23 protein-coding genes and 1 pseudogene are annotated in these 21,730 nt (G+C 65.6%); 7 read left to right on the plus strand and 17 right to left on the minus strand.

All coding sequences use genetic code 11. The annotated features are described in order from the left end of the window. Positions 1-115 (plus strand): annotated as a pseudogene (locus tag DN412_RS44065) (IS630 family transposase); the annotation flags it as partial. A gap of 400 nt (positions 116-515) precedes the next feature. On the opposite strand, the gene DN412_RS20935 reads toward DN412_RS44065, so the two are convergent. The 13 genes from DN412_RS20935 to DN412_RS20995 form a co-directional block, all read right to left on the minus strand. Beyond that, positions 516-890 carry a T6SS effector amidase Tae4 family protein gene (locus DN412_RS20935; RefSeq protein WP_115213334.1) on the minus strand — a complete coding sequence of 125 codons (375 nt, stop codon included), beginning with the start codon at positions 888-890 and terminating at the stop codon, positions 516-518. A 3-nt stretch (positions 891-893) separates the two neighbouring features. Further along, complete coding sequence (locus DN412_RS45875; protein WP_115213335.1) at positions 894-1,460, minus strand: PAAR domain-containing protein; 567 nt, start codon at positions 1,458-1,460, stop codon at positions 894-896. After that, the gene (locus DN412_RS20945; protein WP_244222721.1) at positions 1,369-1,773 is read right to left on the minus strand and encodes a PAAR domain-containing protein; all 405 of its coding nucleotides are present in this window, start codon (positions 1,771-1,773) and stop codon (positions 1,369-1,371) included. Before DN412_RS20945 ends, DN412_RS45875 begins: the two co-directional genes overlap by 92 nt. Before the next feature lie 386 nt (positions 1,774-2,159). Continuing rightward, positions 2,160-3,176, minus strand: a complete 1,017-nt coding sequence (locus DN412_RS20950; protein WP_115213336.1) for a branched-chain amino acid ABC transporter permease — start codon at positions 3,174-3,176, stop codon at positions 2,160-2,162. Further along, the gene (locus tag DN412_RS20955; protein ID WP_115213337.1) at positions 3,176-4,060 is read right to left on the minus strand and encodes a branched-chain amino acid ABC transporter permease; all 885 of its coding nucleotides are present in this window, start codon (positions 4,058-4,060) and stop codon (positions 3,176-3,178) included. Before DN412_RS20955 ends, DN412_RS20950 begins: the two co-directional genes overlap by 1 nt. 9 nt (positions 4,061-4,069) lie before the next feature. Then, positions 4,070-4,795 carry an ABC transporter ATP-binding protein gene (locus tag DN412_RS20960; protein WP_115213338.1) on the minus strand — a complete coding sequence of 242 codons (726 nt, stop codon included), beginning with the start codon at positions 4,793-4,795 and terminating at the stop codon, positions 4,070-4,072. Between the two features lie 17 nt (positions 4,796-4,812). Beyond that, positions 4,813-5,586, minus strand: a complete 774-nt coding sequence (locus DN412_RS20965) for an ABC transporter ATP-binding protein (RefSeq protein WP_115213339.1) — start codon at positions 5,584-5,586, stop codon at positions 4,813-4,815. 49 nt (positions 5,587-5,635) lie between these two features. After that, positions 5,636-6,325 (minus strand): DUF2848 domain-containing protein, encoded by a 690-nt coding sequence (locus tag DN412_RS20970; protein ID WP_115213340.1) that lies wholly within the window; start codon positions 6,323-6,325, stop codon positions 5,636-5,638. Between the two features lie 66 nt (positions 6,326-6,391). After that, positions 6,392-7,618, minus strand: coding sequence for an ABC transporter substrate-binding protein (locus DN412_RS20975; protein ID WP_115213341.1), 1,227 nt, complete (start codon positions 7,616-7,618; stop codon positions 6,392-6,394). A 48-nt stretch (positions 7,619-7,666) separates the two neighbouring features. Next, positions 7,667-8,980, minus strand: coding sequence for an amidase (locus DN412_RS20980; protein ID WP_115213342.1), 1,314 nt, complete (start codon positions 8,978-8,980; stop codon positions 7,667-7,669). A gap of 2 nt (positions 8,981-8,982) precedes the next feature. Further along, positions 8,983-9,363 (minus strand): cupin domain-containing protein, encoded by a 381-nt coding sequence (locus DN412_RS20985; protein ID WP_115213343.1) that lies wholly within the window; start codon positions 9,361-9,363, stop codon positions 8,983-8,985. A 45-nt stretch (positions 9,364-9,408) separates the two neighbouring features. Beyond that, positions 9,409-10,893 carry a 4-hydroxyphenylacetate 3-hydroxylase family protein gene (locus DN412_RS20990; protein ID WP_115213344.1) on the minus strand — a complete coding sequence of 495 codons (1,485 nt, stop codon included), beginning with the start codon at positions 10,891-10,893 and terminating at the stop codon, positions 9,409-9,411. A 33-nt stretch (positions 10,894-10,926) separates the two neighbouring features. Then, the gene (locus DN412_RS20995) at positions 10,927-11,472 is read right to left on the minus strand and encodes a flavin reductase family protein (RefSeq protein WP_115213345.1); all 546 of its coding nucleotides are present in this window, start codon (positions 11,470-11,472) and stop codon (positions 10,927-10,929) included. A gap of 369 nt (positions 11,473-11,841) precedes the next feature. On the opposite strand from DN412_RS20995, the gene DN412_RS21000 reads away from it, so the two are divergent. Continuing rightward, entirely contained in the window at positions 11,842-13,065 is a 1,224-nt protein-coding gene (locus tag DN412_RS21000) for an IscS subfamily cysteine desulfurase (protein ID WP_115213346.1), read from the plus strand. A 13-nt stretch (positions 13,066-13,078) separates the two neighbouring features. On the opposite strand, the gene DN412_RS21005 is transcribed toward DN412_RS21000, so the two are convergent. Beyond that, entirely contained in the window at positions 13,079-13,621 is a 543-nt protein-coding gene (locus DN412_RS21005; RefSeq protein WP_078199349.1) for a MarR family winged helix-turn-helix transcriptional regulator, read from the minus strand. 109 nt (positions 13,622-13,730) lie between these two features. Here DN412_RS21005 and DN412_RS21010 point away from each other — a divergent pair, with 109 nt between their 5' ends. Next, positions 13,731-14,312 (plus strand): nuclear transport factor 2 family protein, encoded by a 582-nt coding sequence (locus tag DN412_RS21010; RefSeq protein WP_115213347.1) that lies wholly within the window; start codon positions 13,731-13,733, stop codon positions 14,310-14,312. 10 nt (positions 14,313-14,322) lie between these two features. Here the strand turns inward: DN412_RS21010 and DN412_RS21015 are convergent, their stop codons facing one another. After that, a complete protein-coding gene (locus DN412_RS21015; protein ID WP_115213348.1) occupies positions 14,323-15,495 on the minus strand; it encodes a M20 aminoacylase family protein in 1,173 nt (390 codons plus the stop codon). A gap of 25 nt (positions 15,496-15,520) precedes the next feature. Continuing rightward, on the minus strand, positions 15,521-16,504 hold the full coding sequence (locus DN412_RS21020; RefSeq protein ID WP_244222722.1) for a DUF3100 domain-containing protein: 984 nt from the start codon (positions 16,502-16,504) through the stop codon (positions 15,521-15,523). Here DN412_RS21020 and DN412_RS21025 point away from each other — a divergent pair. Further along, complete coding sequence (locus DN412_RS21025; RefSeq protein WP_244222723.1) at positions 16,496-17,089, plus strand: LysR substrate-binding domain-containing protein; 594 nt, start codon at positions 16,496-16,498, stop codon at positions 17,087-17,089. The genes DN412_RS21020 and DN412_RS21025 overlap by 9 nt on opposite strands. A 13-nt stretch (positions 17,090-17,102) precedes the next feature. Here DN412_RS21025 and DN412_RS21030 read toward each other — a convergent pair whose 3' ends face one another. Continuing rightward, positions 17,103-18,338, minus strand: a complete 1,236-nt coding sequence (locus DN412_RS21030) for a CaiB/BaiF CoA transferase family protein (protein WP_115213349.1) — start codon at positions 18,336-18,338, stop codon at positions 17,103-17,105. 125 nt (positions 18,339-18,463) lie between these two features. Here DN412_RS21030 and DN412_RS21035 point away from each other — a divergent pair, with 125 nt between their 5' ends. The 3 genes from DN412_RS21035 (at position 18,464) to DN412_RS21045 (ending at position 21,680) form a co-directional block, all read left to right on the plus strand. Next, entirely contained in the window at positions 18,464-19,309 is an 846-nt protein-coding gene (locus DN412_RS21035) for an IclR family transcriptional regulator (RefSeq protein ID WP_425267434.1), read from the plus strand. Between the two features lie 131 nt (positions 19,310-19,440). Next, positions 19,441-20,442 (plus strand): Bug family tripartite tricarboxylate transporter substrate binding protein, encoded by a 1,002-nt coding sequence (locus tag DN412_RS21040; RefSeq protein WP_115213351.1) that lies wholly within the window; start codon positions 19,441-19,443, stop codon positions 20,440-20,442. A 59-nt stretch (positions 20,443-20,501) separates the two neighbouring features. Next, positions 20,502-21,680 (plus strand): acyl-CoA dehydrogenase family protein, encoded by a 1,179-nt coding sequence (locus DN412_RS21045; RefSeq protein WP_115213352.1) that lies wholly within the window; start codon positions 20,502-20,504, stop codon positions 21,678-21,680. The last annotated feature ends 50 nt before the right edge of the window (positions 21,681-21,730 follow it).

Consider the following 21,730-nt stretch of genomic DNA (forward strand, 5'->3'; position numbering starts at 1 on the left):
GGGCGAGAGGCTACGCGAGCGGATCGAGGAGCAACTCGCCGACGTCCAGAATAAGCCGCGTCTTGTCCGTTCATTCTTCGACGCTCCATCTGTCGCCTATATTTCCGACTGCTGAGTAAAAGGGGTGGGGCAGATCGGGGCTTATGGACCACTGTTGCGTTCAAGCAGGCGCCAGGCCATATCGTGGCGAACAAGGCAGAGGCGGCCCATCACCGTGCTCGAACAGCGCCGCGCCATGATGGAAGCATGGGCGGCGCATGTATAGGCTTGAAAAAATAGTGGATGTGTGCCCTATCTTCGCCCGGATGAATATCCAAGCCATCCACCAATTAATGAGGCTGCGACCATAGACACGAACCAGCCAACAAAGAACAGATCCGCTGCATGATGATTCGTGTCGAATAAACTTCCTTTCCCGCGCAAAACTACAACGCCGAAGAGATATAACCCGCCCCAAGCAGCAAGCGTAGCCAGGACAGCACCAGTAATAACGCCGATGACTGCTCTCAGTATCTTCATTTTACGGGGAAGAAAAGAATTGTTTTCGAGTTGCGAAGATCTGACCAAATACCCGGAACCACAATATTCAAACTTACTCTCAGGCCAGTACCAAAGCCCGTAAGCTTTTCTCCGTTCCATAAATCGATATGACCTCCACTAGCATTCCCTGCCGTCTCTCCGGCACGAGTCCAATATCCATCGAACATTATTATTCCGGTTCGCCCCTCACTCATACGGATCGCGCACTGATCAGAATAGGCCGGATTGTCATATGGATTACCCAACGGATAGTTGCTCCAGAGCTCATGAAACGTTACCGTCTTAAGCCGCGCTTCCTTAATGGAATTCGGCTTCGCGTTTGTTGTTACGACCGTTTTCTTATTGGGCATACCTCATACCTCTGCCTGTTTTGCTAGAGCATCATCGCCCCAATAAATTTCGTATTCGTTGAGGTTCTCTGTATATATACGGGGTAACTTGCCGCTTTGGTCTATGCATCCAGAGAATGCCCGCCCGTCTGGCGTCTCGATGAAGTAGGGGTAGCCTTCCAAGGGTGTATTTCCCGCTCGGACTCGGACTTGCTCGTCGTAGTCACCCGTCGCGGGCGAGGTCAGGTTCGAAGAGGCCAAAGACACGGACGATGGCGGCGACGGCGCATTGCGGCCTCCCCGGTTCACCTCAACAATGAAATCCGTCCGCGAGTGGATGACGGCCGGGTGAGTCGGGCACTTGCAATTGACTCGCGCACCAGTCACCAATATCTGTTTGCCATCTACATCGACGGCCGGATAACAGTCATTCATCACCGGCCCGCCCACCTTGCAGGCGGGGCACGTTGCATGGTCGCCTTCGACACCGACTATCAGGTCATGATGGAATATGCTGCGGCCCGTGGCGATGAGTATGCCGCCCGCGCTTGTCTTGTCTCCGTTCCGGAGTGCGTAGCGAATATCCGGCATGACGGCCTCTTAGGTAGGCGGGATCGAACAGGACAAGGATAGGCTCGTCTGCCGATTCGTGGAATTCCAGCGCCGTCACGGGGCTGGACACAATGGTGTCCCCATTGCTCAGGGGGCTGCCGATGAGGGCCACCGGCACGCCTTCTGACTCGCACGCCTTGCCTGCGCCCGCCATAATCACCGCCGTACTGCCATCCGGGTAGGTCGCCACGTCGCCAACCCGGACGATCGGACGGCCATCGTAGCTTTGATTGCCGGAACCCTTCACGACTTCACCGCCGTTGACAGTCTTCGCCCCCTCGAATGCTGCCACGTAGATCTTCTTGGTTTTCGTGCCTCATCATTGATCCTCGGTTGGATATGGCTTTTTTGCAAAATGCCATTGAGCCGAAATCGGCGGTGGGGATCAATCAGACATTGCCTAAATTTGGGAATGATTCTTCAAGAGTCTTGCATGCCGGCCCGGCGGCCTGAAGCCTATTGTCACGGGGCGACCGCTACCGGTCTCCTGGTTGTGGGGCGCTCAGTGCGGTAGCCACACTCTCGGCCTGCGCCCGCACCACCAGTTCCCCGATCACCTGCGCGAGCCGCGTACGGGCTTCCAGACCGTCTTGTAGGCCACGTTGAGTGAGGGATGCCTCTCTCCCCGGCCCCTCCCGCAAGCGCGAGAGGGGGGAAACCCCATGGGCGGTTTTCGCCTCACCCGGGGCGTCGCCCCAGACTGCCCACAATCCCCCTGCGGAACGCCAGCACGCACACGATGAAAATGATGCCGGTCACCATCGACACCGATTCCCCGAGCCCGTTGAACCAGTCGATGCCCGTCACCGCCGCCAGGTAACTGCCCAGTTCGCCAAGCTTGTTCTCCAGCGCGATCACAACAAACGCGCCGACGATCGGCCCGGTGAGCGTGCCGAGCCCGCCCAGCAGCGTCATCAGGATGACCATGCCGGACATCGACCAGTGCACATCACTGAGCGTCTCGAAGCCCAGCACCAGCGCCTTGACCGAACCGGCCAGCCCCGACAGCGCCGCCGACAGCACGAAGGCGGTCAGCTTGAAGCGGTCGACGTCATAGCCCAGCGACACCGCGCGCGGCTCGTTCTCCTTGATCGCCTTCAGGATCTGGCCGAACGGCGAATGCACCGTGCGCACGATCAGCGCAAAGGCGGCCACGATGATCACCAGCGCCACGTAGTACAGCGTCAGGTCGTCCGACAGCGGCAGCACGCCGAACAGCTTGCCGCGCGGGATGCCCTGCAGGCCGTCCTCGCCACCGGTGAACGGCGCCTGCAGGCAGATAAAGAACAGCATCTGCGCCAGCGCCAGCGTGATCATCGAGAAGTAGATGCCCTGGCGGCGGATCGCCAGCGAGCCGACCACGTAGCCGATCAGCGCGCCCATGCCGGTGCCCAGGATCAGGCCGATCTCGGGCGTCACGCCCCAGACCCTCATTGCATGCCCGGCCGCGTAGCCAGCACCGCCGAAGAAGGCCGCATGGCCGAACGAGAGCAGCCCGGTATAGCCGATCAGCAGGTTGAAGGCGCACGCGAACAGCGCGAAGCACAGCACCTTGAGCACGAACACCGGATACGCACCGGCCAGCGGCGCGGCCAGCAGGCACGCCAGCACCACGCCGTACAAAACCTGCCTGGGCAAGCGCCCCGCCACCTGCTGCTGCCGCACGCCGATTGCGGCGATAGATTGTCCGCTCATCACTTCTCCTTTCCGAACAGCCCTGCCGGGCGCAACAACAGCACCACCACCATGATGACGAAGACAACGGTGGAAGATGCTTCCGGGTACAACACCTTGGTCAGCCCTTCGATCACGCCCAGCCCGAGGCCGGTCAGGATCGCACCCATGATCGAGCCCATGCCGCCGATCACCACTACCGCGAACACGATGATGATCAGGTTCTGCCCCATCAGCGGCGATACCTGCATCACCGGTGCTGCCAGCACGCCGGCGAACGCGGCCAGCGCCACGCCGAAGCCGTAGGTCAGCGTCACCATCAGCGGCACGTTGACGCCAAAGGCCTCGACCATCTTGGGGTTCTCGGTGCCGGCGCGCAGGTAGGCGCCCAGCTTGGTTTTCTCGATCACGTACCAGGTCGACAGGCAGACGGCCAGCGATGCCCCGACCACCCACACGCGGTAATTGGGCAAGCGCATGAAGCCAAGGTCGGAGGCGCCCTGCAGCGCCTCAGGCGGGGAATAAGGCAGCCCGGACACGCCATAGACCGAGCGGAAGATGCCTTCGATCACCAGCGTGATGCCCAGCGTCAGCAGCAGGCCGTAGATGTGGTCGAGCTTGTAGATCCAGCGCAGCATGGTCTTCTCGATCCCCACGCCCAGCGCGGCCACCGCCAGCGGCGACAGCAGCAGCATCGCCCAGTAGCTGAGCCCCGCATAGGTCATGCCGGCCCACGCCAGCACCGCACCCAGCATGAAGAGCGCGCCATGCGCAAAGTTGATGACGTTCAGCAGCCCGAAGATGACCGCCAGGCCCAGACTCAGCATGGCATAGAAGGCGCCGTTGACTAGCCCCAGCAGCAACTGCGACAGCAGCGCCGGGAACGGGATTTCAAACAGGGTCATGGGTGCTCCTCATACGCCCAGCAATTCATGCAGCACCGGCATCTTGGCCTGCAGCTCATTGGCCGCGAAGCGCTCGACGATGCTGCCGTGCTCCATCACGTAGAAGCGGTCCGCCAGCGGCGCGGCGAAGCGGAAGTTCTGCTCCACCATCACCACCGTGTACCCCTTCTGCTTGAGCATCAGGATCATGCGCGCAAGCGCCTGCACGATCACCGGTGCCAGTCCTTCCGAGATTTCATCGAGCAGCAGCAGGTTGGCGCCGGTGCGCAGGATGCGCCCGACCGCCAGCATCTGCTGCTCGCCGCCCGACAGGCGCGTGCCCTGGCTCTGGCGGCGCTCCTTCAGGTTCGGGAACATCTCGTAGATATCGGCCTCGCTCATGCCCTTGCTGGTGTCGGCGCCCTTGAGCACCGGCGGCAGCATCAGGTTCTCTTCGCATGAGAGGCTGGAGAAGATGGCGCGCTCTTCGGGGCAGTAGCCGATGCCGTAGTGCGCGATCTTGTGCGTGGGCAGGCTGATGGTCTCCTGGCCGTTGACCTTGATCGAGCCCTTGCGCGCGCCGGTCAGGCCCATGATCGCGCGCAGCGTGGTGGTGCGTCCGGCGCCGTTGCGGCCCAGCAGCGTGACCACTTCGCCGCGGTTTACGGTCAGGTCCACGCCGTGCAGGATGTGCGATTCGCCGTACCAGGCGTGCAGGTCCCTGATCTCGAGCGCGGGTGTGTTCGATGTCGTCATCTCATTGGTCTCCCGGCTCAGTGCGCGCCCTGCAGTTCCGCGTCGACGGTGCCCATGTAGGCTTCCATCACGCGCGGGTCCTTCGACACTTCCGCATACGGGCCTTCGGCCAGGATCGCGCCACGCTGCAGCACCGTGATCTTGTCGGCGATCGACGAGACCACGCTCATGTTGTGCTCCACCATCAGGATGGTGCGGCCCAGCGAGACCTTCTTGATCAGCTGCGTGACGCGGTCCACGTCCTCGTGGCCCATGCCCTGGGTGGGTTCATCGAGCAGCATCAGTTCGGGCTCCATCGCCAGCGTGGTGGCGATCTCCAGCGCGCGCTTGCGGCCGTACGGCAGGTTCACTGTCTGCGTGTCCGCGAACTCGGTCAGGCCGACCTGTTCGAGCAGTTCCATGGCGCGGTCGTTGAGCACATCGAGCGAGCGCTCGCTGCGCCAGAACTGGTACGCCGTACCCAGTTGCCGCTGCAGCCCGATGCGCACGTTCTCCATCACCGTCATGTGCGGAAACACCGCTGAGATCTGGAAGGAGCGGATCACGCCGCGCCGCGCGATCTGCGCGGGCTTGTCGCGGGTGATGTCGATGCCGTTGAAAAGGATGGTGCCGGTAGTCGGCTCCAGGAACTTGGTGAGCAGGTTGAAGCAGGTCGTCTTGCCGGCACCGTTGGGGCCGATCAAGGCATGGATCGACCCGCGGCGCACCCGCAGGTTGACGTCGCTCACCGCGGTAAAGCCGCGGAAGGACTTGCCGAGGTTGCGGGTCTCTAGTATCAGGTCGTGGTGCATGGCCGTGACTCCGTGGCGCTGCCGTGGCAGTAGGGATGGCGCGGCATGCTCAGCCCGCGACGGGCAGCGCCGCAACCGCGTAGGCGTGGCGCAGCGTGCGCCCCAGCACCGGGTCTTCCAGCTCGATCTCGAAACGCTCCGCCGGGCGGATGCCGCCGATGGCGGGCAGCGTGCCGCACAGCATGGCCGAGCCTTCGCCAAAATCGCCGCCATGACCGCTGAAGCGCTCCAGCAGGTCCTCCGGGGAGCGCATGGCAGTCACCGGGCCCTCCTGGTACAACACGCGCTCGCCGTCGATGGTGGCGTAGGAGCGCAGCACCAGCCGGTCCCAGTGGCCCTGCACCTCGGACAGGCGCCACAGGGCAGGCGCGCAGGGCTTCTCGCACATCTGCTTGGACACGGTGATGCCGTAGGTCTCGGCTTCGCGGTCGGTATGGTCCGAGGCAATGCCCACCAGGATCTCATCGCCGTCCCTGACCAGCAGGAACTCGGCTTCGCCGCTGCTGGCCTCGCCGCTGACCTGGATTTCCGGTGCCGGGCCCAGGCGTTGCGCAGCGACGCGATAGAACACGGGGGTATAGGGCGGGCGCTTCACGCCCAGTTCTTCCAGTTCCCGGATGTGGGCTTCCATGCCTTCAACGTCGCGGCCGGTCCAGCCCGCCACGATGAGCTGGTGGATGGTGACGGTGCGTTGCGACTTGCCCTGGCGGGTGTCGAGTTCAAAGGTAAGGGTCTTCATGATCGTGTGCTCTCTGCAATGGGGGGAGCGCCGGCTGGAATGCCGGCCTCGGTGAGGGATACGGGCTTACTTCCTGACCAGCGGACAAGTGCTTGCGTTGAGCGGGCGAAACGCTTCGCTCGCAGGGATCACGGCCTTGATCTTGTAGTAGTCCCAGGGGCGCTTGGACTCCTGCGGCCGCTTCACTTCGACGAGGTACATGTCGTGCACCATCAGGCCGTCGGCGCGAATCGTGCCGTTTTTGGCGAAGAAATCGTTGACCGGCGTCTCGCGCATGCGGGCCAGCACGGCATCGCTGTCGTCGGTGCGCGCGGCCTGGATCGCTTTCAGGTAATGCGTGGTCGACGAATACACGCCGGCATGGACCAGGGTCGGCATGCGGCCGGTCTTCTCGAAGAAGCGTTGCGACCACGCGCGCGTGGCGTCGTCGCGGTCCCAGTAGAACGATGTCGTCAGCGTCATGCCCTGCGCGGCTTGCAGCCCCAGACTGCGGATGTCGCTGATGAACATGTGCAGCCCGGCCAGCTTCTGCTTGCCCGCTGTGTTGATGCCGAAGTCCGCGGCGGTCTTGATCGCATTGACCGTGTCGGCGCCTGCGTTGGCCAGCCCGATCACCTTCGCGCCCGAGGCCTGCCCCTGCAGCAGGTAGGACGAGAGGTCGGCGGAGTTGATCGGATGCTTCGCCTTGCCCTTCAGGGTGCCGCCGACACTGGACAGCGCCTCGGTGCCGTCCTTCTCCAGCGAGGCGCCCAGGGCGTAGTCGACAGTCAGGAAGTACCAGCTGTTGTCGCCGCGCCGGGCCAGCGCCTTGACCGTGTTGGCGGCAAAGGCATACGTGTCGTACGAGTACTGGATGGTGTAGGGCGAGCAGTCTTCATTGCTCAGGCGCGTGGTGCCGGCACCGCTGGCGATGACGATCTTGTGCTTGAGCTTGCCCAGGTTGGACACCGCCAGCGCAACCGAGGACGGCAGCGCGTCCTGGATCACGTCGACCTTCTGGTTGTCGAACCAGCCGCGCGCCAGCGTGGCGGCGACATCGGTCTTGTTCTGGTGGTCGGCGCTGATCACCTGGATCGGGGCGCCCAGCACCTTGCCGCCAAAGTCGTCCACAGCCATCTGCGCGGCCACCACCGAGCCCTTGCCGCCGATATCGGAAAAGATCGACGACATATCGGTCAGGACACCGATCTTGACCACGCCGTCGCTGATGGGGGCCGGGTCGGCCGCGGCAGCAGTCGCCGCGAACAGGGTGGCGCAGGCCAGTACGGCGGCGCCGGTACGGATATCAGGCATTGATGTCTCCTCTGTAGTTTTGGGGTACTTCGCTACGGCTGCCGGGGCTCAGCCCCGTTCGTGCCGCAATGCCGCCTCGATGCCCATGCCGATGGCCAGCAGCCTGCGGTCGGACAGGTGGCGCCCGAACAGCATCAGTCCCACTGGTGCGTCGCCCAGGCGATGACACGGGACCGACAGCGCGCACAGGTCGAGCATGTTGGCGATGGCCGGGTTGCGCAGCAGCAACCGGTTGGTGCTGAAGAAGGCTTCGTCGTCGTCCAGGTCCGCGATGCGCGGCGCCACGACCGGCACGGTGGGCAGGACCACGGCATCGAAGCCCGCCAGCTCGGCGTCGGCCTGCCGGCACAGTTCGCCCCGGCGCTGCAGCATGCGCAGGTAGTCGGCGGCGCGCTGGCCGTCTGCCAGCCGGATGCGCGACAGCACGCGCGGGTCATAGCGATCGGCCTGCTCAGCCAGCAGGCTGCCGTGCCAGGCACTGGCTTCCGCGGCAACCAGCCCGCCGTTGGCGCCGATGCCGGCCAGCTGGTCCCAGCTGTCGAAGCTCACGTCCTGCAGCAGCGCACCCGCCGCCGACAGTCGGCGCAGCGTGCGGCTGAAGACCTCGGCCACCTCATCCGACATGCCTTCCAGCACCAGGCCGGTCGGCACCGCCAGGCGCAGCCCGGCCAGCGGCGCCGGCCCCGTGGGCGGCGCCTCGCCCGCCATCACGGCATCGATGGCGGCGCAGCACGCCGCGGTATTGGCCAGGCAGCCCACCGAGTCATAGCTGGGCGACAGCGGCACCGTGCCCTGCAGCGGCACGCGGCGCGCCGTGGGCTTGAAGCCCACGATGCCGCACAACGCCGCCGGGATCCGGCACGAGCCGCCGGTGTCCGACCCGATCGCGGCCAGGGCCATGCCGTCGGTGACCGACACCGCTGCCCCCGACGACGACCCGCCCGGAATGCGGCCCGCCTGCCGGTCGTAGGGATTGCGCGGCGTACCGTAGTGCGGATTGATGCCGACGCCCGAGTAGGCGAACTCGGTCATATTGGTGCGTCCGACAAACACCGCCCCCGCCGCACGCAAGCGTGCGATGGCCGGTGCGTCGGCACTGGCGGCACGCTCGGGCAGCACCCGGGCGCCGGCGCGGGTCACGTCGCCCTGCACGTCGAACAAGTCCTTGACGGACACCGGCACGCCCGCGAGCGGGCCGGCCACGCCCTGCTTGCGCGCGGCCATGCTGACGCCGTGCGGAAAGACGCGCGCGCCCTCGCCGCCGGGGTTGCAGATACGTTCGACGCAGGACGCCAGCAAGGACTGCGCGTTGGCGCTGCCCGCGGCAAGCTGGCGCTGTGCGGTTGCGATGGTCGCTTCCATGATCAGGCCGGATCGTAGTAGTGGATCTCCAGCAGCATGCAGCCGCCGTTGGACTTGAACGGGCCGTGGAAGGCGCCGGGCGGGCGGCAGGCGTAGGTGTTGGGAACGAACGCTTCGCCGCCCTTGCCATTGGCGTCGTTGCCCACGGTCAGGTCGCCGCTGAGCAGATAGACCTCTTCCCAGTACTCATGCACGAAAGGCGAGGTGGTGAACACGCCGGGCTGGAAGCGCAGCAGGCGGGTACGGCTGCCGCTGCGGCCGCCCTCGTCCAGCGAGCCGGACAGGATCTTCTGCTGGATGCCCGACGGATAGCCGTGGGGGACCTCCCAGCCGGACTCCAGGTCCAGGGTGTGGAACTCGTCGTGAAGTTTGGTTATTGCCATGTCGATCTCCGGGTTCGATGCGGGAATTGGGAAAGGTGCGGGAACTCAGGCGGCCTGCGGCAGCTTGGCCAGTTCGCTTTCGAGGGAATAGCTGCCGAGCATGTTGTCGACCAGCCCGGATGCGTTCTGCCAGTCGTAGGTGCGGTAGGCATGCCCCTTGGTGACGAAGGTGGCGCCGGCGTAGAACATCTCGTACTGGTTGTGGCGCGATGCAAACTCGGAGCCAACCGCGTCCCAGGCAAGCTTGAAGAACTTGACGCGCTCCTCCGGGCTGCACACCGGCGACTTCTGCGTCTTGGCGATGATTCCGGCGAGCGACGGATTGGCGAAATCCTCGATGCTCGACGGCAGCATGATCATGCCGCCGCCGGCCAGCTCGCGCAGCGTGGCCAGCACCTTGCCGTAGAGCTGTTGGGTCACCACCTGCGAGCCGTACAGGATGCTGCGGTCCGGCACGAAGTAGCCATGCTTGCCGACCTGGCCCTTGGCCTCCATGCCGTAGACCCAGGCCTCGACCATGCCCGCCTCGGCGGCCAGCTGGCCCAGCATTTCCCTGACCTGCGGGAAGCTGTTGGTGCCGTTGATCTCGGTGATGCGGTGCGCCAGGCCCACCAGGAAGCGCAGTTTCACCATCAGCCGCACCTGGCACTGGTAGTTCTGGTAGACGTGCGCCGGCGTGGCGTGGAACTGCTTTGCGCACAGGCCAACGTCGCCCGCGACGAAGATCCGCTCCCACGGCACCTTGACGTCGTCGAAGTAGAGCACCGCGTCGTTCTCGTCGAAGCGGCTCGCCAGCGGGTTGTCGAACACCGAGGTGGCATTGGCTTCGTACGACTTGCGCGACATCACCTTCAGGCCCTTGGTGTTCATCGGCACCGCGAAGGACAGCGCATACATCTCGTCGCCCTCGCGCAGCGGCTGGATGCAGCTGCAAAAGACCTCGTTGGCCATGATGCCGCTGGTGGCCAGCATCTTGGCGCCGCGCACCGTGATGCCTTCCGCGTCCTGGTCGACGATGCCCACCGCCAGGTACTTGTCTTCCTGCTCGTGCGCGGACTTGGACTGGTTGGCCTGTGGGTTGACGATCACATAGGTGAGAAACAGGTCGTTGTCGCGGGCATAGCGGTAATAGTCGCGCAGCGCGCCGGCGCGTGCCGGATCGGCCTGCTCAAAGACATCGATGCCCATGTACATGCCCGAGATGCAGGAAGCCACGTGGTCGGGCGAGCGGCCCATGAAGCCGTAGTGCAGCTCGGTCCAGGCTTCCAGCATCTGGCGGCGCTCGACCAGCTCGTTGTAGCTGGTCGGCAGTTCCCAGATGCGGCTCACGCGCCGATCGGTGCCCGCCGGCTGGAAGGTCATCTTGTCGATATTGCCGGGCTGCGCCTGGAAGTCATAAAGGTTGGCGTAGCTGCGAATCGAGTTGCGGAAGGCCGGATGGCTGGTGACATCCGTCACCCGCTTGCCGTCCAGGTACACCTCGCGGCCATCGCGCAGCATGGCGATGTGCTGGTTACCGGTCTTGATCATGTCGTTCTCCTGTGACTATCTGTTCTTGCGGATTCAAGCGGCGGCCGGGCTGTCTTCCAGTGCCCGGTACTTGCCGCCAAAGAAGATGAGGGGCCGGCCGTCCTGGCGCGCCTGATGACGGAGCACCCGCCCGATAAAGATCACGTGGTCGCCGCCGTCGTGCTGGGCATAGGGTTCGCACTCAAAGGTGGCCAGCGCATCCGGCAGCAGCACATGGCTGTCCCCTTCGCGCTTGCCGAAATCGATGCCTTCCCACTTGCCGGAATTGGCCCTGGCGAAGCGGTTCGAGATATCCTGCTGCGCCTCGGCCAGCACGTTGACCGCATAGCGCCGCGCGGTGCGCAGGTCGCCCAGGCTCAGGCAGCGGCGGTCCACCGAGAACAGCACCAGCGGCGGGTCCAGCGACACCGCGTTGAACGACGCCACCGTGATGCCGACCGGCGATCCTTCTTCGCGCGGCGCGGTAATCACGGCGACGCCTGTTGCAAACATCGCCAACGCATTCCTGAAGCGGCGTTGCGCTTCTGCGTCCATTCCGGCGTCCACGTTGACGCCCCGACCAACAGATGACTCAGCCATCACGACTCCTACGCAAGTGTTCTCGTCAAACTCATTACGTTGTTTATTTATCTTTGTAACTTAGCTTTTATTGAATGCTAGAAAACAACGCCATTCAAGTTAGTGGAAACCCTAGAATGAGGAGATGAAGAGACCTCGTGGCAGCTCGACGAAACCCGGAAACCCTTTCTGGACAAGGGCTTCCGGTTATCGGACAGGTAGCTCCCGGCAGCCGGAATTGAAGTTGTGCGCGCGTCAAGCAACCCTACCGGCAGCATGGCGCCGCCGCGAACCGCCGCCTCCCGGTGCTAGACTCGGGCCCACTTTCCTTGACCAGCGGGTACGCTTTGCCCACGGTCGTCCCCACATCCGCCTCCAGGAATGAGCGCTATGCAATCCGAGCCGAAGACCCTTCCGATCTACATGGACTACAGCGCGACGACACCGGTCGACACCCGGGTCGTCGAGAAGATGGTTCCCTTCCTGCACCAGCAGTTCGGCAACCCCGCATCGCGCAGCCACTACTACGGCTGGCAGGCGGAAGACGCCGTCGAGGCCGCGCGCGCGCATGTGGCGGCGCTGCTGAATGCGGATCCGCGCGAGATCATCTGGACCTCAGGCGCCACCGAAGGCAACAACCTGGCGATCAAGGGCGCGGCGCATTTCTATCGCGGCAAGGGCAGCCACATCATCACCGTCAAGACCGAGCACAAGGCCGTGCTCGATACCTGCCGCGAGCTGGAGCGGCAGGGCTTCGAGGTGACCTATCTCGACGTCGGCACCGATGGCCTGGTCGACCTTGACGCGCTGCGCGCGGCCATGCGGCCGGACACCATCCTGGTGTCGGTGATGATGGTCAACAACGAGATCGGCGTGATCCAGCCGGTGGCGCAGATCGGCGAGATCTGCCGCGCGGCGGGGGTGGTGTTCCACTGCGATGCGGTGCAGGCCGCCGGCAAGATCGCCATCGACCTGGAAGCGCTGAAGATCGACCTGCTCACCGTGACGGCGCACAAGGTCTATGGCCCCAAGGGCATCGGCGCGCTCTACGTGCGGCGCAAGCCGCGCATCCGCATCGAGGCGCAGATCCACGGCGGCGGGCATGAGCGCGGCATGCGTTCAGGCACCCTGCCGACGCACCAGATCGTGGGCATGGGCGAAGCGTTCAGGCTGGCAAAGCTGGAACTGGCGGAGGAAGCGCGCCGCGTGGGCGCGTTGCGCGACCGGCTGCTGGCGGGGCTGTCGCGGCTGGACGAGGTCTACGTGAACGGCAGCCTGGCGCACCGTATCCCGCACAACCTGAACATCAGCTTCAACTATGTCGAAGGCGAGTCCCTGATCATGGGCATCAAGGACGTGGCGGTGTCGTCGGGTTCGGCCTGCACCTCGGCCTCGCTGGAGCCCTCGTTCGTGCTGCGGGCGCTGGGCCGCAGCGACGAGCTGGCGCATAGCTCGATCCGCTTTACGCTGGGGCGCTACACCACCGACGCGGAAGTGGACGAAGTCATCCGCCAGGTCAGCGACACGGTGATCCGCCTGCGCGAGCTGAGCCCGCTATGGGAGATGCACCAGGAGGGCATCGATGTCGGCACGGTGCAGTGGGCCGCGCACTGATGCCGGCGCGGCGCTAGCCCTTCTGACGGCGCGCCTGTAGGTGCTCGAGATCCAGCGCGGCGCGGTCGCCGTTGGCGACCAGCCGGTCAACCACCGAGCACAGCACCTTGAATTCGGTGCGGGAAACGCCGTCGAACAATACATCGTTGATCTGCTGCTGCACTGGCAGCAGTTCATTGAGCAGACGGGTCCCGGCTGCGGTAACGGTGAGCAGCATCTTGCGCTTGTCGTCGGGATGGGCCTTCTTGTCGATCAGGCCCAGCTTCTTGAGCTTGCCGGTCTCGATGGTGATGAACGGGCCGCTCAGGTGCAGGTGGTCGGCGAGCTGGTTGACCGTCACCTCGCCTTGCTGCGACAGGTGCAGGATCGAACGGATCAGCGAGTACTGGACCCCGGTCAGGCCGATCAGGCTGCCAAAGCCGTCGCGCACGGACAGCAGGCGCGCAGCAAACGGCAGCAGGCCATTCACCAGGTGCCGGAACTCACGGTCCGAGCCGTCGACCAGGCAGGCCGGATGCGTAACGGTCAGGTTCTTGTTTGCAGGAGTCGTTGCCATCGGCGGAATGTCCACTTAGCTTTTGATGCAAGCTTTGTGCCAAATTCTATCAAACTCGCTGCCACACCTCGGCGCCCCCCGCCTTTCAAACCATACCCTTAAGTCCAGCATGAACACAATCCCGCTCGTCACTGCCAAAACACGTCTGGCCCAATACATCGAGGCCAAGGACAACAACCGCCCGGCGCTGATCCACGAAGCTTTTGCCGCGGATGCGTCGCTGACCTTCTCGATCGATACTGACAACATCAGCTTCCCGCCAAAGGCAGAAGGCGCGGACGCCATTGCCGCGACACTTGTCAGCGAGTTTGCCAAGACGTTCGACCGCTGCCGGACCTACTACATCGGCGACGTTGCCGCCGCGCTGGACGGCAACGCCATGACGGTCCCCTGGCTGGTGGTGATGCGGGAAACGGCGGCCAGCGCCTTGCGCGTCGGCAAGGGCTTCTACCGCTGGGGCTTTGCCGCCGGCGATGACGGCACGTACGGTATCGCCAGCCTGCATATCCATATCGAACGGATGGACACGAGCGCCGATCCCGGCGCGGTTACGCTGACGGCCCTGCAGGCGGCGCTGCCCTACCCATGGCTGCCGGCGCCGGTGCTGACCGCCGCCATCGAAGCGCACACCAGCGCGCAGCCCGCACACGGGTTCCTGAACGTGTTCGCGCAAGCGGCCCGCCTGCCCTGACGGGCGCGAGTCATTTGGCCGGCAATTGCTGCGCGACCAGCGCCACCCAGTACGCCGCGCCCAGCGGCAGGATCTTGTCGTTGAAGTCGTAGTAGGGATTGTGCAGCGGCGGATCATCCGCGCTTTCGCCGGCGCCGATGCCGATATAAGCGCCGGGGCGCCTTTCCAGCATGAAGGCGAAGTCTTCCGAGCCCATGGCCGGCCTGATATCGGTCTTCACATTGTCGGCGCCCACCAGTTGCGCGGCGGCGGCAATGGCGGCGTCGGTCTCTGCGGGGGTGTTGACCACGCCGGGGTAGCCGGGGCGGTAGTCGATCACGATCCGCGCGCCGTGGGTGGCGCCCACGCCTTCGCAGATCTGCCGCATCTCCGTCTGCGTGCGGTCGCGCACGGCGGGATTCAGCGTGCGGATAGTGCCGCGCAGCACCACCGACTCAGGCAGCACGTTGCAGGTATCGCCACCGTGGATCTGGGTGATGCTGACCACGACCGAGTCGGTAGGATCGGTGCGGCGGCTGGCAATGGTCTCTAGCGCGGTGATCAGGTGCGCGGAGACGACGACCGAATCGATGCCGTGGTGCGGCTGGGCGCCATGCGCACCCTTGCCGGTGATGACGATCTCGAAGTTGTCCAGGAACGCGGTCATGGTGCCGGCGCGGATGGCGAACTTGCCGCGCGGCAGCTGGGGGAAGTTGTGCATGCCATAGACGGCATCGGCCGGGAACTGGTCGAACAGGCCCTCTTCCACCATCACGCGGCCGCCGCCTTCATTCTCCTCGGCGGGCTGGAACACGAAATGCACCGTGCCGCGGAAGGCAGCGCGGTTACGCGACAGGTGCGCTGCCGCGCCCAGCAGCATGGCGGTATGGCCGTCGTGGCCGCACGCGTGCATCTTCCCCACACAGGTGGATGCATGGGCCGGCTTTCCCAGCTCCTGCATATTCAGCGCATCCAGGTCTGCCCGCAGCGCAATGCTGGGGCCGTCGCCATTGCGTAGCGTGCCGACCACGCCCGTCGTCGCCAGCCCCCGCTGCACTTCGATATCCATCAAACCGAGCGCCTGCGCCACGATGCCGGCGGTGCGGTGCTCTTCGAAAGCGGTTTCCGGAACGGCGTGGATGTCGCGGCGCCAGGCAAGCATGTTCTGGCGGATGTCGTCGGCAATATCAGGGTCGCGGTACATGTCAGGTCTCTGGTGCTGGTGAGATTCAGTGGAAGAACTCGGCAATCAGCGTGGCGCCGAGGAAGGTGCCGGCGGTGGCCGTCAGCGACACCACCACGATGCGCCAGCCGAGCAGCCGGAACACCGGCAGGTCCTTGGCCACCGACAAGCCCGCCAGTGCCAGCACCGGCGTGGTAAAGGTCATGAAGTTGAGTTTTTCCGTCATGGCGATGACGGCATCGGAGAACGGCAGCATCCCCGGCACGCCGATCAGCGTGACCACCACCGACATCGTCAGCAGCAGCGGCACGCGCGAGAACACGCGCTTGAGCAGGTCGCACGCCGCCACGATGGCGATGGCCACCAGGATGCCCTTGAGCGATTCCCACAGCGGCACGTGGTACGACAGCTTGTTGCCGATCACCACACCGGCGCCGACCAGGAACCAGCCGAGGGCGGCATCCCTTGCCGAGGTGCCATGCGCCAGCGCGCCATCGAGCTTGACGTCCTGCACCTCGCGCATGGCGTCACGGCGCGAGAAGCGGCCCAGCACCGGCTCCAGCTTGCCATACAGCCACGAGCACAGCGGCAGCGACAGGAACAGCGTGAAGAAGAAGCCCGCCACCGAGGTCAGCAGGTTCGACGCCGCGGCAATGGCCATGATCTCGGAAGCCTGCCCCGGGTGCTGCACGACGATGGCGCGGACGGCCGCCGCCATCAGGCTGCCCGAGCCCACGCCGGCACCCATGGCCAGCGAACGCGGATCGAAGATGCCCAGGCTGCTGACAAAGCCCGACAACACCGCGATAAAGAGCGCGCCCAGCACGGTGCCGGTGATGTACTCGGCCAGCACGCCGCGGCCTTCCGGCGAGGCCATGCCGTACTTCTCGCCGATGATGACGATATTGCCCTCGCGCCCCACGGAGAAGGTCGCGCCGACGGCCTCGCGCTTGATCCCCAGCAGCAAGGCCAGCGGCAGGGTATCGACATCGTCGCGGGCGAAGGCTTCGTGGAATGGCTGATGCGGCATAGCCTGCGCACCATCATGCTGGCGCACCCGGGCATCACGGTGGACTTGTCGGTCGGCAGCACCGACGAGATCGTGCAGCGCATTGTCGATGGCAGGGCCCATATCGGGCTAGTGTTCCAGCCGCCCAAGGACGCGCGGCTGCGCTGCCACCACGCCCATCCGATGCCGATCCAGACCCAGGTGCTGGCCTCGCACCCGCTGGCGCAACTGGGCCGGCCGCTGGACCTGCAGGACCTGCTGCCCTACCCCGGCGCCACGCTGCACCGGACTTTCGGCGTGCGCCAGCACATCGAAGCCGCCGAGATCAGCGAGGGCGTGCGCCTGCAGTCGCTGCTGACCACCTCGTCATTCAACGCGCTGGGGCACTTCGCGGCGGCTGGGCTTGGCTATGTCCTGTGCACGCGCCTCGCCTTGTGGAACCAGCTGAACGAGGCGCGCGTGATGTCGCTGCCGATGAAAAACCCCCTGCTTTACCAGGGGGAAATCCAGACCGTGTCGCGCCAGGGCCGGGTGTTGTCGCCGCCGGCGGCACGGCTGCTGCGGCAGATCGCGGGGGATTTCTCGGCGCTGATGACGGGGGAGTGAGAGTCCCGGTGCGTCAGACCACGCCGGCTGCCCGCAAGCGTGCCAGCTCTTCATCGCCGATCCCAAGCCCCCCATAAACCTCGGCATTGTGTTCGCCCACATCCGGCCCGGTGCGCGGTGACGGCGGCGCATAGCCCGAGAAGCGCGGCACCACGCATGGCGCCGGCACCGAGCCCAGGTCCGGATCGGGCAGCCGGACGATGGCCTGTCGCGCGGCCATCTGCGGATCGTCGACGATATCGGCGATGCTGAACACCTTGCTGAACGGCACCTGGCACTGTTCCAGCCGTGCCGCCACCGCGGCATAGGGCTGCGCGGCAAACCACTCGGCAATGCTGCCGTCCAGTGCCTCGATATTGCGCACGCGCCCGGCGTTGGTGGCGTACTCCGGCGCCTGCGCCAGTTGCGGCGCGCCCATGGCCTCGGCCAGCCGGCGGAAGGTGGCGTCTGACGAGGCGACTACCGTTACCCAGACGTCGTCCGCGGTGCGGTACATATTGGACGGCGCCGCGTAGGTGGTGCGGTTGCCGGAGCGCTGGCGCACATGTCCCAGTTGTTCATACTCGATGGCCAGCGGGTCCAGCAGGCGGAACAGCGCCTCGGTGGCGGCCAGGTCGATTTCGCGGCCCGGCTGCCCGGGCCTGGCGCGTTGCTCGGCTACGGCAGTGGCAATCGCAAACGCGCCGAACAGGCCGGCAATCATGTCGCCGACCGGGTAGTTCATATGCATCGGCCCGCTTTGCGCCGTGCCCGCCAGGTTGGTAAAACCGCTTTTGGCTTCGAAGATGCGGGCAAAACCCGGCCGCGCCGCATCGGGCCCGGTCTGGCCGAAGCCGGTCAGGCGCAGCACGATCAGCTTCGGATTGGCCGCATGCAGGGTCTCCAGATCCAGCCCCCAGCGCGCCAGCGTGCCGGTGCGGAAATTCTCGACCAGCACATCGAACTGGGGCAGCAACCGCAGGAAGATCTCGCGGCCGCACGGGGTGCGCACGTCGAGCGAGATGCCGCGCTTGCCGCGGTTGGTCACCTTCCAGTACAAGGCGTGGTCCTCGGTGACGGGCTCCAGTCCGCGCAGGGGATCGCTGCCGTCGGGCAACTCCAGCTTGACCACGTCCGCGCCCATGTCGGCACACAGCGTGGCGGAGAACGGCGCCGCCACCACGGTGGCCATGTCGAGGATGCGCAGTCCGCCCAGCGGACCGGTGCAGTGTGCGTCTGGCGATACAGGATGTGCGGTTTTGTCTTGCATGGCGGGCCTCCGGCGGCATTGGCGTCTTCAGCAAAGTGGCAGGCGGCCCGCCCGGATGCAAGTACGGTTTCGCTGTGCGGAACGGTCGTGCTACAACATTGACGCCCCCATTCCCGGATCCCAGCATGGAACCCAAGCAACCACCGCACAGCATGGATCGCAACCCGGAACCCCTGCCCCTGCCAGGCCTGGCCAGCGAAGATGCGCTGGCCACCGACCGCCAGTTCGCCACCAATCTTGCGCGCGGGCTGGAGGTGCTGCGCGCCTTTACGCCATCCAGCCCGGTGCTGGGCAACCAGGACATCGTGGCGCGCACCGGACTGCCCAAGGCCACGGTGTCGCGGCTGACCTACACGCTGGGGCTGCTCGGCTTCCTGAGCCGCGTGCCCGGCAACCAGAAGTACCGGCTGGGCGCCGGCGTGCTGGCACTGGCCTACCCGATGCTGGCCGGGCTGGCGATCCGCCAGGTGGTACGGCCGTATATGGAGGCGATTGCGCGCGAAACCGGCTGCACCGTGAACCTGGGCATGCGCGAGCGCCTGTCGGTGGTGTACGTGGACAGTTGCCGGCTGGATCCCGGCAACCTCTACCAGCCGGACATCGGCAGCACCCGCCCGCTGCTGGTCAGCGCGATCGGCCGCGCGGTGTTGCTGGCCTGCAGCGCCGACGAGCGCACGGCGCTGCTGAACCGGCTGCGCGTGGACGATCCGGAGCGCTTCAACGTTGAGCGCCAGATGTGGGCGGACGACCAGAAGCACTTCCGCGCGCACGGCTACTGCCTGAGCCGCGGCGAGTGGCGGCCCGAGATCCACGCGATCGCGGCCCCGTTGCGCCAGTCGCTGCACGAAGACGCGTTCGCGCTGAACTGCACCATCGCCGCGTCGCGCAACCGCGACAACATGCTGGAGCGCGAGGTGGCGCCAAGGCTGCGCGAGGCGGTGCGGCAGATCGAACTGAGCTGCGCGCGGTAGCCGATACCGCGCAGCAGCGCACCTGTCGGCGATGTCGCCGGCAGGGCAATGACAAGCGGCCCGCCAGAGGCCCGCATGAGACCGACCTCGCGCCCGGGAGCTCCCTGGCGCTGGCAACCCAAGGAGACAAGATGGATGCCATCCAACCGTTGCGCCGGCTCGCTGCCGGCATGCTGGTCTGCGCCGCGCTGATGCCGGTGCCAGCGCTGGCCGCCCCTGACAATGCGGCGCGCTTCCCGGACCGCCCGATACGGATCATCGTGCCGTTTTCCGCCGGCGGCGTGGTCGACTCCGTCACCCGCATCACCGCGGAGAATATGGCGAAGGTGCTGAAGCAGCCCGTCATCGTCGAGAACAAGACCGGTGCCGGCGGCGCCATCGGCACGGACTTCGTCGCCAGGTCGCCCGCCGATGGCTATACGCTGCTGGCGGTCAGCCCCAGCTATGTGGTCGGGCCGCTGCTCAACCCGTCGATCCAGGGCAAGAGCGGCAGCAAGGACTTCCGCGCCGTGGCGGGCATCGGCGCGGTGCCCAACGTGATCGTGGTGCCGGCCTCGTCGCCGCTGCGCACGCTGCCGCAACTGCTCGACGCGGCGCGCAGCCAGCCCGGCACGCTGACCTACGCCAGCGCGGGCGTCGGCACATCGAACCATCTCTCGGCGGAACTGCTGGCGCAGATGACGCACGTGAAGCTCACCCACGTGCCCTACAAGGGCCAGCCTGAAGCCATGAGCGACCTGCTGGGCGCGCGCGTCTCGATGATGGCGCTGACCGCCGCCATTGCCCGCCAGCAGGTGCAAAGCGGCAAGCTGCGCGCGCTGGCGGTGACCTCGGCAAAGCGCTCGCAGGCGCTGCCGGACGTGCCAACGGTGGCCGAGGCCGCACGCCTGCCCGGCTATGAAATGGGCGCGTGGTTCGGACTGGTCGCGCCGCAGGGCACGCCGGACGCCGTGGTGCGCAAACTGGCGGACGCCACCGCGCAGGCCACATCGGACGCCGCCACGGCACGCCACCTGGCCGAGCTCGGCATGGACGTGGCACCGCAATCCAGCACCACATTCGACCGCTTCCTGGACACCGAAACCAAGAAGTGGACCGGCGTGCTGAAGACCGCCGGCATCACGGCACAGTAGCCGCTCATCAGGCCCACACGCCCAGGCTCCCGCTCATCCAATCAACCGGAAACCATTCCATGATCCGCGACTCCGCCCGCCAGCAAGCGCTGCTTGCCGATATCCGCCGCTTCGTGCTGGACACCTGCATCCCGCTCGAGGCGGAGATCGACCGCACCGATGTCATCCCCGAGCCCGTGGTCGAGCAGATGCGCCGCCTCGGCCTGTTCGGCCACAGCATCCCCGAAGCGTACGGCGGCGCAGGGCTGACCACCGAAGAACTGGCGCTGGTGAACATCGAAGTCTCGCAGGCCGCCACCGTGTTCCGTGCCCGCTTCGGCGGCAATACCGGCATCGCCTCGGAATCGCTGGTGGCCGACGGCACCGAAGCGCAGCGGCAGCGCTACCTGCCGCAACTGGCCTCCGGCAAGGTGACGGGCTGCTTTGCGCTGACCGAACCGGAAGCCGGCTCCGATGCGACGTCGCTGCAAACCACGGCACGCCAGGACGGCGACCACTACGTGCTGAATGGTGCCAAGTGCTTCATCACCAATGCGCCGATCGCCGACCTGTTCACCGTGTTCGCCCGCACCGATCCCGATACGCCGGGCGCCCACGGCATCAGCGCCTTCCTGATCGAACGCGGCACCCCGGGCCTTTCCACCAGCGAACCGGAACGCAAGATGGGACAGCACGGCTCGCCCGTGGGCGATGTCTACCTGAAGGACTGCCGCGTACCGGCCAGCGCCATCGTCGGCGGAAAACCCAATGTCGGCTTCAAGACGGCGATGAAGGCGCTGAACAAGCAGCGCATCAACCTGGCCGGCCTGTGCGTGGGGCCCGCCATCCGGCTGGTCGACGAGATGGTCCGCTACGCGGCGCAGCGCCGGCAGTTCGGCAAGCCGATCGGGGATTACCAACTGGTGCAGCAGATGATTGCCGACAGCAATACGGAACTGCACGCCGCGCGCGCACTGGTGCTCGACACCGCGCGCAAGCGCGACGCCGGCGAGGACGTGACCATGGAGGCGTCGATGTGCAAGCTGTTCGCCTCCGAAATGGCCGGCCGCGTCGCCGACCGCGCGGTGCAGGTGTTCGGCGGCAGCGGCTATATGGCACGCACCGTGGCCGAGCGCTTCTATCGCGATGTGCGACTGTTCCGGCTGTATGAAGGCACGACGCAGATCCACCAGCTCAATATTGCGCGCCGGACGATGGAGGCGCGTGGGGCGGCGTTGGAGGGGAGTAGCGCAGGCTAATGCAACGCAAAATGGTATGAGATGACCGTGCCGCGCTGGGGCAACTGCCG

This window comes from Cupriavidus lacunae (genome assembly GCF_003353055.1).
Taxonomy (GTDB): Bacteria; Pseudomonadota; Gammaproteobacteria; order Burkholderiales; family Burkholderiaceae; genus Cupriavidus; species Cupriavidus lacunae.